Annotated in this window: 16 protein-coding genes; all 16 read left to right on the forward strand. The window is 43.0% G+C overall.

Annotation, left to right across the window (positions count from 1 at the left end):
* Positions 1 to 133: 133 nt before the first annotated feature.
* The 16 genes from KH180_RS06540 to KH180_RS06615 all read left to right on the forward strand — a co-directional run bounded on the left by KH180_RS06540 (position 134) and on the right by KH180_RS06615 (position 15,818).
* Complete coding sequence (locus tag KH180_RS06540; protein WP_290758104.1) at positions 134 to 1,249, forward strand: amidase domain-containing protein; 1,116 nt, start codon at positions 134 to 136, stop codon at positions 1,247 to 1,249.
* A gap of 17 nt (positions 1,250 to 1,266) precedes the next feature.
* On the forward strand, positions 1,267 to 1,683 hold the full coding sequence (locus KH180_RS06545; RefSeq protein WP_290758106.1) for a hypothetical protein: 417 nt from the start codon (positions 1,267 to 1,269) through the stop codon (positions 1,681 to 1,683).
* A 35-nt stretch (positions 1,684 to 1,718) separates the two neighbouring features.
* Positions 1,719 to 1,985, forward strand: a complete 267-nt coding sequence (locus KH180_RS06550; protein WP_290758109.1) for a hypothetical protein — start codon at positions 1,719 to 1,721, stop codon at positions 1,983 to 1,985.
* Positions 1,986 to 2,140: 155 nt separating this feature from the next.
* Complete coding sequence (locus tag KH180_RS06555) at positions 2,141 to 2,680, forward strand: hypothetical protein (RefSeq protein WP_290758111.1); 540 nt, start codon at positions 2,141 to 2,143, stop codon at positions 2,678 to 2,680.
* A gap of 64 nt (positions 2,681 to 2,744) precedes the next feature.
* Positions 2,745 to 3,119, forward strand: a complete 375-nt coding sequence (locus KH180_RS06560; protein ID WP_290758114.1) for a hypothetical protein — start codon at positions 2,745 to 2,747, stop codon at positions 3,117 to 3,119.
* 55 nt (positions 3,120 to 3,174) lie between these two features.
* Positions 3,175 to 4,350: a phosphopentomutase gene (locus KH180_RS06565; RefSeq protein WP_290758116.1), complete on the forward strand. Its 1,176-nt coding sequence runs from the start codon at positions 3,175 to 3,177 to the stop codon at positions 4,348 to 4,350.
* Positions 4,340 to 5,563: an NAD(P)/FAD-dependent oxidoreductase gene (locus KH180_RS06570; RefSeq protein WP_290758119.1), complete on the forward strand. Its 1,224-nt coding sequence runs from the start codon at positions 4,340 to 4,342 to the stop codon at positions 5,561 to 5,563. The genes KH180_RS06565 and KH180_RS06570 overlap by 11 nt, the downstream gene beginning before the upstream one ends.
* Positions 5,560 to 7,155, forward strand: a complete 1,596-nt coding sequence (locus KH180_RS06575; RefSeq protein WP_290758122.1) for an NAD(P)/FAD-dependent oxidoreductase — start codon at positions 5,560 to 5,562, stop codon at positions 7,153 to 7,155. The genes KH180_RS06570 and KH180_RS06575 overlap by 4 nt, the downstream gene beginning before the upstream one ends.
* Before the next feature lie 72 nt (positions 7,156 to 7,227).
* Positions 7,228 to 9,387 (forward strand): anaerobic ribonucleoside-triphosphate reductase, encoded by a 2,160-nt coding sequence (nrdD, locus tag KH180_RS06580; RefSeq protein ID WP_290758125.1) that lies wholly within the window; start codon positions 7,228 to 7,230, stop codon positions 9,385 to 9,387.
* Between the two features lies 1 nt (position 9,388).
* On the forward strand, positions 9,389 to 9,892 hold the full coding sequence (gene nrdG / locus KH180_RS06585) for an anaerobic ribonucleoside-triphosphate reductase activating protein (RefSeq protein WP_290758127.1): 504 nt from the start codon (positions 9,389 to 9,391) through the stop codon (positions 9,890 to 9,892).
* Positions 9,893 to 10,324: 432 nt separating this feature from the next.
* The gene (gene proB / locus KH180_RS06590; protein ID WP_290758130.1) at positions 10,325 to 11,179 is read left to right on the forward strand and encodes a glutamate 5-kinase; all 855 of its coding nucleotides are present in this window, start codon (positions 10,325 to 10,327) and stop codon (positions 11,177 to 11,179) included.
* A gap of 21 nt (positions 11,180 to 11,200) precedes the next feature.
* On the forward strand, positions 11,201 to 11,410 hold the full coding sequence (locus KH180_RS06595; RefSeq protein WP_290758133.1) for a DUF896 domain-containing protein: 210 nt from the start codon (positions 11,201 to 11,203) through the stop codon (positions 11,408 to 11,410).
* Between the two features lie 20 nt (positions 11,411 to 11,430).
* Entirely contained in the window at positions 11,431 to 12,672 is a 1,242-nt protein-coding gene (locus KH180_RS06600; RefSeq protein WP_290758136.1) for a glutamate-5-semialdehyde dehydrogenase, read from the forward strand.
* Positions 12,673 to 12,933: 261 nt separating this feature from the next.
* Positions 12,934 to 14,250 carry an electron transport complex subunit RsxC gene (gene rsxC / locus KH180_RS06605; protein ID WP_290758137.1) on the forward strand — a complete coding sequence of 439 codons (1,317 nt, stop codon included), beginning with the start codon at positions 12,934 to 12,936 and terminating at the stop codon, positions 14,248 to 14,250.
* Positions 14,251 to 14,263: 13 nt separating this feature from the next.
* On the forward strand, positions 14,264 to 15,214 hold the full coding sequence (locus KH180_RS06610; RefSeq protein WP_290758139.1) for an RnfABCDGE type electron transport complex subunit D: 951 nt from the start codon (positions 14,264 to 14,266) through the stop codon (positions 15,212 to 15,214).
* Positions 15,207 to 15,818 carry an RnfABCDGE type electron transport complex subunit G gene (locus tag KH180_RS06615; protein WP_290758142.1) on the forward strand — a complete coding sequence of 204 codons (612 nt, stop codon included), beginning with the start codon at positions 15,207 to 15,209 and terminating at the stop codon, positions 15,816 to 15,818. The genes KH180_RS06610 and KH180_RS06615 overlap by 8 nt, the downstream gene beginning before the upstream one ends.

Genomic DNA, 15,818 nt, shown 5'->3' on the forward strand with positions numbered 1-15,818 from the left:
AAGATGAGATGAAAAAATTAAAAAAAATAACAATATATATAATAACATTTTGTATTATTATAACAGGCATTATAGGAATAAAAATTCTGTACCCGCTAATGAAAAAACAGAATATGAACAAGTAAAAATTATTTTGGGTCGATATTTTGATGATTATTACAACTCTTTTATCAATTGGGAAAAATTTGATACAACACTATATACAGAGATGAATCAAAATACTTATTTATATAATAAAATTCATGAGTATGATGTACTTACAAGTAAAAATATAAACACAGGTTTTAATGATTTTCAACTGAGTATTAAGTATAAAACTATTGAAATTAAGAAAAATTACGCAAAAGTTTTTTTGAGTTATGACTTGAATTATCATTATAAAACAACAAAGAATGTTCTTTCGAGGCTTAGCAATGTACCATATACTTTTGAACTAATTAAGAAAAATAATAGTTGGAAGATTATATCTATCCAAACAAACTTTGAAGACTATGATTACTTTAAAGATGAAGTTAAAAAACAAGGTATAGTTGCATCTTCTGGAAATATTGATAATTATAAAGAAAAAATAGATAGAGTTTTTAATAAATTAGTAGATGAATCAAAGTTAATAAATATTAAGAATAATTTGTCCAATGTTCGAATTGTACAGGACTCTGGATCGCTGCGTTCAATATCTAAGGGATATTCTTATACAAATGGTTTGGAGTATGCAAAACGTTTTGCGGTATCTCCGCAATCAAAACGTTTATTTTATACTGCTCCTGGAGATAATGATTGTACGAATTTCGTTTCACAATGCGTGTGGGCTGGATATGGCGGTTACATAAAAAATGATGATAAAAAAAACAAACAGAATATTAAGAATAAAGTCCGTATGGTTCCTGGAACATGGTATGGAGGAACAGGAGGGGGAAGCAGTTCTTGGGAGAGTGTTAATTCTTTTTGGGCGTATACAACTAAGAACAAAACCCATGGCCCAAATGGAAAAGGGTTTAATAATAATGCTTTGTGCACAAAGTTATCTAATATTGGACTTGGAGATGTTATTCAGAGTAGAAATGGAGGTAAAAAGAATGTTTATAAACACAGTATGTATGTAACATTAATAAAAGATAGACAAACTTATGTTAGTCAACATAAAGATAGGTATAATAGACCGTTGACTGATGTAATTTTAAAAAATGGGGGCACAAAAAAATGTTATTTGCGCAGAATTCAATTTTCAAAAGCAACTTTTAGTAAGTAATAGAAAGGAGATTAATGATGAAAAAACTATATGTTCTTTGTTTTCTAATCATGATAAGTTTTACAGCCTGCAGCAGTATTGAGAACAGTAATTCAACAGCGAAAGATACTAAAGTAACTGAAAGGGAAACAAAAAACCAGATATCGTGGGGGCAGGGTGAAAAAGAAATACAGCTATTGATAAAACAATTGAAAGAATACCTGAAAGAGAACCATATTAAATATAAATCTATAGAATATGGTAAGGGCAGCTATGATAAGTATGGAATTTTTCCAGAGGACCAGATCAATGATCAAGAAAAAAAGTATCTTCCAGATGATGTGTGCTATTTTCTTGTTTTCGTTCCGGAAGGTTCAGGAGAAGCAAATCCGGCTACAGCAGTATTCGTTCGGGATAACAAAACATGGAAACTGAGTAATTATTATAACAAATAGAAAAGAAATTTAAAATTAATAAAAGGTGAATAAATGTGAAAAGATTATATAAAACGAATTTGTTATTCTGGCTTGCTGTTGCGTTATACATTTTAATTATTGTTCCATTTGGCCCGTCATTACAGAAGGTATTGGCTGCAACTTTGATCTCAGCAGTTTTCTTAATCTGCCATCTGGGTATGGCTTGGAATCTTGAGACTCAGGAAAAGAAAAAACAAAAAATATTAAAAGACGGAAGAAATATTCTTTTATTAGAGGTCATAATGCTGATAGTCTATTTTATATGCTGTTGTTTGATATGAAAAGGGATCAATGATCAAGAAAAAAAGTATCTTGCAGATGATGTGTGCCGTTTTCTTGTTTTCATTTCGGAAGGTTCAAGAGAAGCAAATAAAGAAAAGGGCCTATAACTAATTTCCTTTTTCTGTTATAATATAAGAAAAAGTGGAGGATAGGCATGATTCAAGTATTAGAACAGATGCAGAAGGAAAAGAAGATGGTCAGTTTGTTTCGGCATGCCGGAAGTAACGAGGAAGCAGTCACAGGATATATCCTGTATGTGACAGAGGATGAACTTCTCATGGCAAAGATTTCAGCCCGGGGAGAATACGACGGCTACATATTGGAACGCCCGGATCATTTTTTCAGTGTGCAGACAGAGGGAAACAGGGAGCATCAGCTGGGAATGCTGTATCTTCATAAGAAGAGAGGACACGGACAGATTATAAAAAATGAACGCCAGACATGTATGGATGTTCTCTTAAGATATGCACGGGAACAGGGCATGCTGATGAGCTTTTATATGGATGAGGACGGCAGATATTCCATTCTCGGTTTTGTTTTGGAGTTCAGCACAAATTTTATCAAAATCCAGAAGATCGACCAGGACGGCTTTGAAGATGGTTTTGTTTATCTGGACACTCAAAAGATTGTCACCTGCCGGTGTGATACTGCAATGGAACAGGATATTCTCCTGCTCAATCATGTAAATTGCTGAATTTAAGATTTTTTTGAATAAGACGGTTGATTTTGGGAACGCTTAAGGAAAAGGAGTGTTTCGTATGAACAAAATCAATCGTTTTTTATTAATATATATGGTAGTCATCACAACCCTCTGCGGGTATATGTGCTATGTGGCTTTTTACCAAAAGGATACCAGCCAGGACAAGCTGGTTCATCAGGTCCAGTCTACAATTATTAAGGAACAGACTACAAAAGAACAGGCATCAACGGATAAAAAGGAAAAGACAACCTATGGACTGGCACTGCGTGACGGCAGTCTTGTGATTATGAATAATCAGACAAAAGAAGTTTTTGAATACACTGATTTAAAAAAGAGTGACCTGCCTGATGAGATTCATCGGATGCTGAAAGAAAAGAAGAAATTTCATTCTGTGGAAGAAGTTTATCATTTCCTTGAGTCTTACAGCAGTTAGCACTATAATCTAAGATAGAAGATAAAATTCAAAAAAATAGATTGAGGTGACCGGAATGAAAAGAGTATTTTTGATCGTGCTGGACAGCTTTGGCATCGGGGAAGCACCGGATGCAGAGGACTTCGGAGATGAGGGCAGCAATACACTGCGTGCGGTTTCCCAAAGCCAGTATTTTGATCTGCCGAATCTTCATAAACTGGGATTGTTTTCTATTGACGGTGCAGAGATCGAGGGTGAAAGACAGGAAATTGTGCCGATTGGCACCTACGGGCGTATGACAGAACAGTCCAGGGGCAAGGATACGACGATTGGACACTGGGAGATCGCAGGCATCATATCCGAACAGCCTCTGCCGGTTTATCCGCAGGGATTCCCTGAGGAAGTGACAAAGCTTTTTGAAAAGGAGACCGGGAGACAAATTTTGTGCAACCGTCCTTATTCCGGCACTGAGGTGATTAAGGACTATGGAGATGAGCATGTAGAGACAGGAGCGCTCATCGTATATACATCAGCGGACAGCGTATTTCAGATTGCAGCCCATGAAGATGTGGTGCCGCCGGAGGAACTGTACCGTTACTGCAAAATTGCCAGAAAGATTTTGACTGGAGAGCATGGCGTAGGGAGGGTCATTGCCCGTCCATTTACAGGAAGCAGCGGAAATTATACACGGACATCCAACCGCCATGATTTTTCCATAGAACCGCCGAGAGTGACCATGCTGGATCAGCTGAAAGAAAAAGGTCTGGATGTGATAGGCATTGGAAAAATCCACGACATTTTTGCCGGAAAAGGGCTGACCGAATTTTCATATACGAAAAATAACGAAGACGGAATTGAACAGACCAAAGAATGGATGAAAAAAAGATTTGAAGGGCTGTGTTTTGTCAACCTTGTAGACTTTGACATGCTCTATGGACACCGAAACGATGTGGACGGGTATGCAAAAGCTCTCACATATTTTGACAAGCAGCTGCCGAAACTGATCGGACTTATGCAGGAGGGAGATGTACTGATGATAACGGCCGACCATGGATGCGATCCGTCGACGCCTTCTACAGACCATTCCAGGGAATACACGCCATTTCTTATGTACACCCATGGACAGACAAAAGGAGTAAACCTGAAAACAAGAAAAACATTTGCGGACATCGGGAGCACTGTGTTAGACTATTTTGGTATAGAATCAAAAATAGACGGAACAAGTGTTTTGGAGGAAATAGATGAAATATGATGTAATCATCGCAGGAGGCGGAGCATCTGGCATGACGGCGGCTATCACAGCGGCGCACAGAGGATGCTCCGTCCTTGTGCTGGAACGGATGGATAAACTGGGGAAAAAGATTTTGGCAACGGGCAATGGACGGTGCAATCTGACGAACAGCTTTCTGGATCAGGACTGTTACCGCGGTGAAAAACCGGGATTTCCATATTCCATGCTGGAAGAATTCGGGGCGGAGCAAACCCTGGATTTTTTTCAGTCCATGGGAATGCTGGCCTCTGATGTGGAAGGATACTATTATCCCGCATCTATGCAGGCAGCAACGGTAGTAGATACTTTGGCCGGAAGGATGAAGAGTTTAGGCATTGATGTAAAAACCGGAGCTGAGGTTGAGGAAATCAAAAAGGTCAGGGAAACATTTCATGTGAAATGCGGCAAAGACCGGTATCAGGGCAGAAATATTATATTGGCTGCAGGCGGAATGGCTCAGGAGAAGCTGGGAAGCAACGGGAGCGGCTACAGGCTGGCGAAAAGCCTGGGACATACCGTCACAGATCTGTTTCCTGCTCTGGTGGCTTTGGAATCATCAGAACCATTTTTTAAGCATTTGGCAGGAGTGCGCAATGTCTGCAGTCTTTCTGTTTATGTGAACGGACAGAAGACAGTGTCACAAGAGGGCGAGGTTCAGTTTACGAAATATGGGATATCCGGGATTCCTGTGTTCCAGGTCAGCCGGTATGCCATTGATGCTCTGCGGAAGAAAAAGAAAGTAGAGGTTATCTTAAATCTGATGCCGGAACAAATCACCTTAAAGGAGATGATGGATTATTTCCGGAAGGTTGGAAGCTATAAGACAGCAGAAGAATTTCTTTGGGGATTTATGAATAAGAAACTGGCATTTACAGTGCTGAGCCGTCTGAAGATTCATCCGGAGACAAGTGTAAAGGATCTGGGACAGAAGGAAATGAGACAGATACGCACAATGATACAGAAATTTACGGTTCCTGTTTCGGGGTATAAGGGGTTTGATATGGCCCAGGTAACTGCAGGAGGGGTATCGGTCAGGGAAGTCGTGGAAGGCACCCTGGAATCCAAGATCCACCGGGGACTGTATTTTACCGGAGAAATTTTGGACGTTGACGGCACATGCGGCGGCTATAACCTTCAGTGGGCTTTTACTTCAGGGTACATAGCCGGCAATCAGATAAAGGCGGTAAATCAATGATTAGAATCAGTCAGATAAAGCTTCCGGCAGTTCATACAAAGGAACAGCTGGAACAAAAAATTAGAAAGACGGTGCATCATGCGCCGTTTCAGAGCTGCCAGATCTTTAAGCGTTCTCTGGATGCCAGAAAAAAAGACCAGATCAGCTATGTGTACACGGTTGATGTAGAGATGGAAAGAGAGCAGGAGTTTCTGAAAAGAAATAAAAATCCGAAGATAACGAAAGCAGAAAAGAAGCAGTATCAAATACCGGTGTGCAAAAAGGAAATGCCGGTGCGGCCCGTTGTGATCGGCATGGGGCCGGCCGGATTGTTTGCCGCACTGGTGCTGGCTGAAGCGGGACAAAAGCCGGTGCTTCTTGAACGGGGCAAACCGGTGGAGGAACGGATAAAAGATGTGGATGTTTTTTGGGAGACAGGGATTCTGAATCCTGAGTCTAATGTACAATTCGGAGAAGGGGGAGCAGGAACTTTTTCGGACGGAAAACTGAATACTGCTGTCAAAGATAAGTTCGGACGAAACCGGTTCGTATTGGAAACCTTCGTAAAACACGGGGCACCGGAAGAGATCCTATATGACGGGAAACCCCATATCGGAACAGATCTGCTTTTAAGAGTCGTGGCAAATATGAGAAAAGCAATCTGTGACGCAGGGGGAGAGGTCCGGTTCGAGAGCAGGGTGACGGATATACAGACAAAGGAGCATAAGCTGTCAGCCCTGATCATCAATGACAAGGAAATTTTGAATTGTGAAGCAGCCGTATTTGCAGTGGGACATAGTGCAAGAGACACTTTTGAAATGCTGTATGACAGAAAGCTTTTTATGACACCCAAATCCTTTGCCATCGGGGTGCGTGTAGAGCATCCGAGACAAAGAATTGATGAATCTCAGTATGGAAAGGGTGCAGAAGGCAGGAACCTTCCCACAGCATCCTATAAATTAACTTACCGGGCCTCAAATGGAAGAAGTGTCTATTCTTTCTGCATGTGTCCGGGAGGATATGTGGTCAATGCATCCTCTGAGGAAGGCAGGCTGACAGTCAACGGTATGAGCAACCATGACCGTATGGCAAAGAACTCAAACAGTGCAATCATCGCCAGCGTGACACCGGAGGATTTTGGTAAGGACCATCCTCTTGCCGGGGTGGAATTCCAGAGAAAATGGGAGGAGAAAGCTTATCAGGCAGGAAGGGGGAAAATTCCGGTCCAGAAACTGTCTGACTTCAAAGAAAATAAACCCAGTGAATGCTTTGGGACGATTCTTCCGAATACCAAAGGAGAGACTGCATTTGCAAACATAAGAGAATGTCTGCCGGATGAGATTTCTGATGCTATTGCGGAGGGCATGGATGCCTTTGAAAAAAAGATCAAAGGGTTTTCAGACGGGGATACAGTTTTGAGCGGTGTTGAGGCGAGGACCTCGTCTCCGCTCCGCATGGAGAGAGATGAGACATTCCAGGGCAGCATTTCAGGCATTTACCCATGCGGGGAAGGAGCCGGATATGCAGGCGGAATCACGTCTGCGGCTATGGACGGCATAAAGACGGCAGAACAATTAATCGAAAATATGGGTAAAAAATACAACATATTGTGACGGAAAACGTCTGGACACACAATATATATTGGTTTATAATAAGGGACAGAATATGTGAAAGGGTGAAGATAAATGAAAGTTATTAAGAGAAATGGCAGCAAAGTGGAGTTTGACCCGGCTAAAATTGAACTTGCCATCTTAAAAGCAATGAGGTACGGCAGCGGAGTTGTAGACGAAAAATGTGCAAAAGATATCTCCTTTGAGATCCATGAACAGCATCAAGGGGATGAGGATATCAGCATCTACCGCATCGAGGACCAGGTATTTGAAAAGCTTATCGAGAAGCAGCAGATCCTTACGGCCAAAGCTTACGAGGGCTATCGCAAGGTCAGGGAGTTCCAGAGAGAGACGAATACGATTGACAATGAGGTGTTTGGGATTGTGACTGGTGAGAACCAGGAAGCGCTGGATGAGAACTCGAACAAAGATCCAAATATCCTGGCTACCCAGAGAGACTTAATCGCCGGAGAATTCTCCAGAGATTACTGCAGAAGAATGATGCTGCCGCCGAAAATTGTCCAGGCTCATGATGACGGAATCATTCACTTTCACGACATGGATTATTATATCCAGCAGATGCATAACTGTGATCTGGTAGACTTAAAAGATATGTTCAGAAACGGCACGGTCATAAACGGAAAGCTGATCGAAACGCCGAAATCCCTTCAGACTGCATGCACCGTGGCGACTCAGATCGTACAGCAGGTGGCCAACGGGCAGTACGGCGGACAGACCATCTCTCTCTCCCACATCGCTCCGTTTGTAAGAGTAAGTTTTGAAAAGCATAAGAATAAGGTCAGAAAAGAAGGAGAGATGATCGGCAGGGCATATACAGAGCAGGAAGTCGAACTGATTGCAAATGACCGCCTGCATGATGAGATCGTATCAGGGATACAGACGATCCAATATCAGATCAACACCTTTTCTACAACCAACGGACAGGCACCGTTTTTATCTGTCTTTATGTACATAAGTGAAGAGCCGGAATATGAACGGGAAACGGCAATGCTGATTGAAGAAATGTTAAAACAGCGTTATGAGGGCATGAAAAATCCGGTAGGAGCTTATGTGACTCCTGCATTCCCTAAACTTTTGTATGTATTGGATGAGAACAATGTGCCAAAAGACAGCCAATACCGTTATCTCACAGATTTGGCAGTGAAATGTGTTGCCAAGCGCATGATGCCGGACTTTATTTCTGCAAAGATTATGAGAAAGAATTATCAGGGAGAGGTTTTCCCGTGTATGGGATGCCGCAGCTTTTTAGCCCCATGGAAGGATGAGGATGGTAATTATAAATGGTACGGCAGATTCAACCAAGGTGTGGTGACGATCAATCTGGCCGATGTTGGACTTTCCGCTGAGCAGGATATGGACAAGTTCTGGAACATTCTCGATGAACGGCTGAGTCTGTGCCGTGAGGCTTTGATGCTCCGTCATGAAAGTCTTAAAGGAACGATGTCGGACGTGAGTCCAATTCACTGGCAGTTTGGAGCGATTGCAAGGCTGAAGCCGGGCGAGCCGATTGACAAGCTGCTGGAAGGCGGATATTCAACTCTTTCTCTCGGATATATCGGACTTTATGAGTGTGTCCTGTCGCTTCTTGGAAAAAGCCATACTACTAAAGAAGGGGATGAGCTTGCCGTTCAGATCATGGAACGCCTGAGAGGGGCATGTGATCAGTGGAAGGGTGAAACCGGACTGGGATTCAGTGTATACGGAACACCGGCAGAGTCAACGACTTATACATTCGCAAGAAGCCTGAAAAAACGGTTTGGTATTGTGGAAGGGGTCACAGACAAGGACTACATCACCAACTCTTACCACGTAAATGTGACAGAGCCTATTGATGCTTTTGACAAGCTTGGATTTGAAGCTAAATTCCAGAGTATTTCTTCCGGCGGAGCCATCAGCTATGTAGAAGTGACAAATTTAAACCAGAATCCGGAAGCTTTGTCAATGCTGATTGATTATATGTATGACACCATTCAGTATGCAGAGATTAATACGAAATCTGATTACTGTCAGGAATGCGGATTTGACGGAGAGATTCTGCTGGATGAGAACTATGAATGGTATTGTCCGAACTGCGGAAATAAAAGCCATAAAACTTTGAACGTCTGCCGAAGAACCTGCGGATATCTGGGAGATAATTTCTGGAACAAAGGAAGAACCCAGGAGATCGGGGAACGTTTTGTACATTTGGACAATCAGGTACAAGAGGTGAACTGATATGCGGTATGCACAGATCAGAAAGATTGATATTTCCAATGGGACAGGGATCAGAACATCCTTGTTTGTGCAGGGATGCAGAAGGATGTGCAAAGGGTGCTTTAATCCGGAGACCTGGGATTTTGAGGGCGGACTGGAATGGAATGAACATTCGGAGGAAGAATTTCTCACATTGACCGGCAGAGAACATATCACAGGTGCAACGATTCTCGGGGGAGAGCCTATGGAGCCTGAAAACCGTGCAGCTGTAAAGGAATTATTGAAAAAACTGAAACAGCAGTATCCGCAAAAAAATACGTGGATGTATTCTTCCTATCTGTTTGAAGAGATCCTGGAGTTTGATCCGGAAGTACTTAAATTCTTGGATGTGTTAGTGGACGGTCCTTTTGAGGAAGAAAAAAAGGACTTGAATTTAAGATTCCGGGGAAGCAGCAACCAAAGGATTATTGATGTAAAGAGATCTCTGGAAACCGGAATCATATGTCTGCGAGAAGGGCGGCCATAAAAGAGAAGGTGCCTTTTAACAATAAGTTTTTCTTCACTGTCGGAAGGCGGCCTTTCCAGAGCCGACTGGAGATAGTGGAGAAAAACACATAGTGTTTAGATAAGAAAATCAGAAGCGGCCATTTCTGTATGGTGTTTCTGATTTTCATTGTTTTTCTTACAATTAAAAAGGACTCTGTACAAAATGCTCACGAATGCACGATGTGTGGAATTATTCCAAAGAAACAAAAATGTACTTTTTGTTCTGTTTTTCTGCAGGAATGACGTCGATTTTTCAGAGATAATACATTGATTTTTTCAAAGAAAGGGGATACAATAATCATACCCAAAAGGGCATCCCGTATTCTGCACCCTTCGGGTGGGCATACTATGCATGATAAGGGATAAACTGCGCCGATAAGCAGATCGGCAGGAGAGGACAGGATTACTGCACATGGAAAACAGAGAAAAACTAAAAAGCAAGAAGAGGATCGTAGTAAAAGTAGGGACATCTTCACTGATTCATCCAAAGACAGGACACCTGAACCTGTTTCGTCTGGAGAAGCTGGTACGGGTTCTGACAGACCTGCACAACGGCGGAAAAGATGTTATCCTCGTTTCATCAGGAGCCATCGGGGTCGGAGTCAAAGCACTGGGTCTTAAAGAACGGCCGGATTCTCTGCCCATGAAGCAGGCGTGCTCTGCTGTAGGACAGGGCCAGCTGATGATGATCTATCAGAAGCTTTTTGCAGAGTATAACCAAGGCTCCGCTCAGATATTGATTACAAAGGAAACAATGCTGAATGATATGCGCAGGTTCAATGCCAGAAACACATTCAACCAGCTGCTCAGTTTAGGCATTATCCCGATTGTAAATGAAAATGACACAGTATCCACGGAAGAGATTGAGTTTGGGGATAATGATACCTTATCTGCGGTGGTCACCGCAGTGGTAGAAGGGGATCTTTTAATTCTGCTGACAGATATAGACGGTTTATATACAGATGACCCTCATAAAAATACAAGAGCAAAACTTATTTCAGAGGTTCCGGTGATCACCGAAGAGGTGGAGAACATGGCGAAAGGTGCCGTTACCAAAGTAGGAACCGGAGGAATGGCGACAAAGATTGCTGCGGCAAACATTGTGACTGACTGCGGGGCTGATATGGTGATCGCCAACAGCCGGGATTTCAACGATCTGAACAGGATTGTGGCCGGAAAAGACATCGGAACATTGTTTTTGGCCCATAAGAGAGAACACTTTGATTTTAGAAAATATTTGACAGAATGTCCGTATTTAAATTCATAAATTTGGCTGGAAAGGAATAGTATGAACGAAGACAAGATTAGAAGAATCAATGAACTGTATCACTTAGAAAAGTCCATTGGGCTTTCAGAAAAAGAAAAAAAAGAACAGAAAAAACTGCGTACCGAGTATATCCAGTCGGTCCGTGCAAATCTGCGGGGCCAGCTGAATAACATCAGTATCAAAAATGAGGACGGAAGCGTTACTCCGCTGAAGCCGAAAGGGAAGCACTGAGATAAAGCAGGGAGGTTGTTATGTTAGAGCAATTAGGGAAACAGGCAAAAGAAGCATCTGTGATTCTGGCCCAGGCAGCCATGAATGACAAAAATGAACTTCTCAGAGAAGCGGCAGACCAGCTGGTCACAAATCAAAATTACATTTTATCTGAAAATGTCAAAGATGTGAAGGCGGCAATGGAACGGGGCATGTCAGAGGCATTGGTGGACCGGCTTACTCTGACAGTAGACCGGATCGAAGGGATGGCAGAAGGACTGAGGCAGGTAGCAGATTTGGAGGATCCCATCGGGGCTGTCACAGAGATGAAGCCCAATAAGAGCGGACTGCTCATAGGGAAAAAAGTTGTGCCTCTGGGAGTTGTGGGAATTATTTATGAATCCCGCCCGAATGTCACTGCAGATGCATTTGCCCTGTGCTTTAAGACGGGAAATGCATGTCTGCTCCGGGGCGGAAGCGATGCTATACATTCCAATATCGCGATTACAAAAGTTCTTCAGGAGTCTTTGGAAAAGAATAAGATGCCGGTATGCAGCATCCAGCTCCTGGAAGATACAAGCCGGGAGACAGCCACAAAGATGATGCAGATGAACGACTATATCGATGTGCTGATCCCAAGGGGCGGTGCAGGTCTGATTCAGAGTGTTGTAAAGAACAGTACGGTTCCGGTCATTGAGACAGGAACAGGAAACTGTCATACATATATTGATGAGTATGCGGACCCTGACATGGCGGTAAACATTGTGGTCAATGCCAAAACCCAGAGGCTGGGAACATGCAATACCTGTGAATCCCTGGTTATTCATAAGAATGCTGTACAGACGCATCTGCCGGCTATCGTGGAGGCTCTGTTAAAAAAAGGAGTGCAGGTCCGGGGAGACGAGCGGGTGATGGAGGTCAATGACCAGGTTATAAAAGCTACAGATGAAGACTGGGGAACAGAATATCTGGATGCCGTGATCTCTGTAAAGGTGGTTGACAGCTTTGATGAAGCAGTCCGCCATATCAACCGTTATAATACAAAGCATTCGGAGGCTATTGTCACGGATTCCTATTCCCGTGCTCAGGAGTTTTTAGAAAGAATCGATGCAGCAGCAGTTTATGTGAACGCTTCTACCAGATTTACAGACGGGTTTGAGTTTGGATTTGGGGCAGAGATCGGAATCAGTACTCAAAAAATTCATGCCAGAGGGCCAATGGGGCTCAATGCTCTGACAACAACCAAATTCATTATTTATGGAAATGGGCAGATCAGGCATTAGGAAAAGAAAATTCCAAAGGAGGAGTTCTCAGGACAGGGGACTCCTTTTAGATTGATAATTAATTCACATTAAAAATGCGGAATTGTTTCTTTTTCTGTGCAAAAAATAGAAAAAAGCAAGATAGTGAAGAAATTATAGTGAAATGTATGTTATTTCATGGAATTTTATTTGTGAAAAAATTGTCGAAAGTTGATTTTGCATGCTAAACAATTTATCATAAAGTATATGGAAATTTAAGAAAAGAGAAAGGAAGGCTTAAGAATGGCATTGTTTACATTTAGCGGCGGAGTTCATCCGGATGACGGGAAAGAATACGCAAAAAATTCCCCGATCACCGAGTATCTGCCGAAAGGAGATGTTGTTTTACCTGTCGGCCAGCATATTGGAGCACCTGCGAAACCAATCGTACAAAAAGGTGACCAGGTACTGGCAGGGCAGAAAGTTGCGGAAGCGGGCGGTTTTGTATCTGCAAATATTTTCAGCTCTGTTTCCGGGACCGTAAAAGCGATTGAACCGAGGGTGACTCCCGCCGGAGCAAAAGTGAATGCGATTGTAATTGAAAACGACGGAGAGTTTAAAGAAGCAGAATTTAAGGCAAAGCCGTATAAGGAAATGGCCAGGGAAGAGATTCTTGCCGCGATCAAAGAAGCGGGAATCGTCGGACTTGGAGGTGCGGGATTCCCTACCCATGTAAAATTGGCACCGAAAGATCCGGATGCCATTGAGTATATTATTGTCAATGGGGCAGAGTGCGAGCCTTACATAACCGGAGATTACCGGATCATGATGGAGACTCCGGAAGTTCTTGTGGAAGGACTGAATATTGTGCTGGATTTATTCCCGAAAGCTAAGGGAATTATCGCAGTGGAGGACAACAAAAAAGATGCCATCGCCAAAGTGAGCGGGTGTGTCAAGGGAGATTCCAGGATTACAGTAGCAGAATTAAAGACCAAGTATCCGCAGGGTGCAGAGAGGTCTCTGATCTATGCAACGACTGGAAGGGCCATTAATTCCAGCATGCTTCCGGCAGACGCAGGATGTATCGTGGACAATGTGGCAACGATTGTTGCAGTAAAAGAAGCGGTAAAAGAAGGAAAGCCTTTATTCAGACGTGTGGTAACGGTAACTGGAGATGCAGTGGAAAGCCCGAAAAACCTTTTAGTACGCACCGGAACCAATGTCAATGAACTGATCGATGCAGCCGGAGGATTTAAGGGACAGCCTGAAAAGGTAATCTCCGGAGGACCGATGATGGGTATGGCTATGTTTACCACGGATGTTCCGGCGGTTAAAACATTTTCATCACTGCTGGCCTTTACAAAAGATCCGGTATCTGCAGTGGAGCCGAGCAACTGTATCAACTGCGGACGCTGTGTCAGTGTCTGTCCTCAGAAGTTAATGCCGGCAAGACTGTCTGTACTGGCGGATAATAATAACTTTGAAGCCTTTGAAGCACTTCATGGAGATGAATGTGTGGAATGCGGGTGCTGTTCTTTTATCTGTCCGGCGAAGAGAAACCTGGCACAGTCAATGAAGACAGGACGCAAGCAGGTCTTGGCAAATCGTAGAAAGAAGTAAAGGAGAGGTACATATGAACGAAACATTATATCGTGTTTCAGCAAACCCGCATGTAAGGGACAAAAGCTCAACACAAAGCATTATGCTGGACGTAATTCTTGCATTACTCCCGGCTACAGTTTTTGGTATCTATATCTTCGGTGCATCTGCGGCTGTGACGATTGCGGTCTCCATTGTTACCTGTGTGGCTGCCGAGTATATCTATCAAAAATTAATGAAACAAAAAGTATCCGTCAATGATTTCAGTGCGGTTCTTACCGGCCTTTTGCTGGCTTTGAACCTGCCGGCAGGCGTTCCTTTCTGGATGCCGGTACTGGGCGGTATATTTGCAATTATCGTCGTAAAACAGGTTTTCGGAGGACTGGGACAAAACTTCATGAACCCTGCACTGGGTGCCCGCTGTTTTCTGATGATCTCCTTTGCGGCAAGAATGACTACATTTACATATGACGGAGTGACCACAGCGACCCCCCTGGCTTTGCTGAAAGCAGGCAAAAGCGTAGATCTCGGAAAGATTTTTACCGGTTTTATTCCGGGAACCATCGGAGAGACATCTGCCGTTCTGCTGATCTTAGGCGGTGTCTACCTTGTATTAAAGAAAGTAATCTCACCTCTGATCCCTTGTATCTATGTGGGAACAGTGGCTGTTTTTGTACTTCTTTTTGGAGGACATGGCTTTGATCTTACCTATATGGCGTCTGAAATCTTTGCAGGAGGACTGATGCTTGGTGCAATCTTTATGGCAACAGATTATGTAACATCACCAATCACTTCCAAAGGAAAGATCATTTTCGGTGTTCTCTGCGGACTTTTGACTGGTATTTTCCGTCTGTTCGGACCGATGGCAGAAGGTGTTTCTTATTCCATCATCATTGCGAACCTGATTGTTCCTCTGATTGAAAAGATTACAATTCCCACACCGTTTGGAATTGTGAAGGCAAAAGGAGGCAAAGACAATGAATAAAAGTTTAGTAAGTGATTGTATTAAATTATTTATCATCACTCTGGCTGCCGGCCTGATCCTTGGCTTTGTTTACAATGTGACCAAAGCTCCGATTGCAAAGCAGGAAGAAAAGACAAAACAGGAAGCATACAAAGCAGTATTCAAAGATGCGGACCGTTTTGAAGCGGTAAAATTAAATACAAAAGAGATAGAAAAAGCGCTGAAGGCAAAGAATCTTGGACAGAATACAGTCAATGAAATTGCCAAAGCAGTTGATAAGAGCGGAAAAGAACTCGGATATGTATTTTCAGTGACCAACCCTGACGGGTACGGCGGAGACATCACTCTTTCTGTAGGAGTGAAGGATGACGGTACGGTCAACGGATATGAGACTTTGACAATCTCTGAAACCGCAGGTCTTGGTATGAAGGCAAAAGAAGATGAATTCAAGAGCAACTTTAAAAATAAAAAAGCAAAACAGTTTGAAGTCGTAAAGGACGGTTCAGGAAAGAATGATGACGCAAAGGTTGATGCCATCAGCGGTGCTACGATCACCAGCCGTGCGGTTACAAGCGGCGTGAACAGCTGCGTTGCTTTGATGGATACATTGAAAGGAGGTAATTAA

The organism is Anaerostipes sp., assembly GCF_018381315.1.
GTDB lineage: Bacteria > Bacillota > Clostridia > Lachnospirales > Lachnospiraceae > Anaerostipes.

Excerpts from the sequence above, each read along its gene's own strand:
- KH180_RS06545 (WP_290758106.1), top strand. The coding sequence starts at position 1,267 with ATGAAAAAACTATATGTTCTTTGTTTTCTAATCATGATAAGTTTTACA.
- KH180_RS06555 (WP_290758111.1), top strand. The coding sequence starts at position 2,141 with ATGATTCAAGTATTAGAACAGATGCAGAAGGAAAAGAAGATGGTCAGT.
- KH180_RS06560 (WP_290758114.1), top strand. The coding sequence starts at position 2,745 with ATGAACAAAATCAATCGTTTTTTATTAATATATATGGTAGTCATCACA.
- KH180_RS06565 (WP_290758116.1), top strand. The coding sequence starts at position 3,175 with ATGAAAAGAGTATTTTTGATCGTGCTGGACAGCTTTGGCATCGGGGAA.
- KH180_RS06570 (WP_290758119.1), top strand. The coding sequence starts at position 4,340 with ATGAAATATGATGTAATCATCGCAGGAGGCGGAGCATCTGGCATGACG.
- KH180_RS06575 (WP_290758122.1), top strand. The coding sequence starts at position 5,560 with ATGATTAGAATCAGTCAGATAAAGCTTCCGGCAGTTCATACAAAGGAA.
- nrdD (WP_290758125.1), top strand. The coding sequence starts at position 7,228 with ATGAAAGTTATTAAGAGAAATGGCAGCAAAGTGGAGTTTGACCCGGCT.
- nrdG (WP_290758127.1), top strand. The coding sequence starts at position 9,389 with ATGCGGTATGCACAGATCAGAAAGATTGATATTTCCAATGGGACAGGG.
- proB (WP_290758130.1), top strand. The coding sequence starts at position 10,325 with ATGGAAAACAGAGAAAAACTAAAAAGCAAGAAGAGGATCGTAGTAAAA.
- KH180_RS06595 (WP_290758133.1), top strand. The coding sequence starts at position 11,201 with ATGAACGAAGACAAGATTAGAAGAATCAATGAACTGTATCACTTAGAA.
- KH180_RS06600 (WP_290758136.1), top strand. The coding sequence starts at position 11,431 with ATGTTAGAGCAATTAGGGAAACAGGCAAAAGAAGCATCTGTGATTCTG.
- rsxC (WP_290758137.1), top strand. The coding sequence starts at position 12,934 with ATGGCATTGTTTACATTTAGCGGCGGAGTTCATCCGGATGACGGGAAA.
- KH180_RS06610 (WP_290758139.1), top strand. The coding sequence starts at position 14,264 with ATGAACGAAACATTATATCGTGTTTCAGCAAACCCGCATGTAAGGGAC.
- KH180_RS06615 (WP_290758142.1), top strand. The coding sequence starts at position 15,207 with ATGAATAAAAGTTTAGTAAGTGATTGTATTAAATTATTTATCATCACT.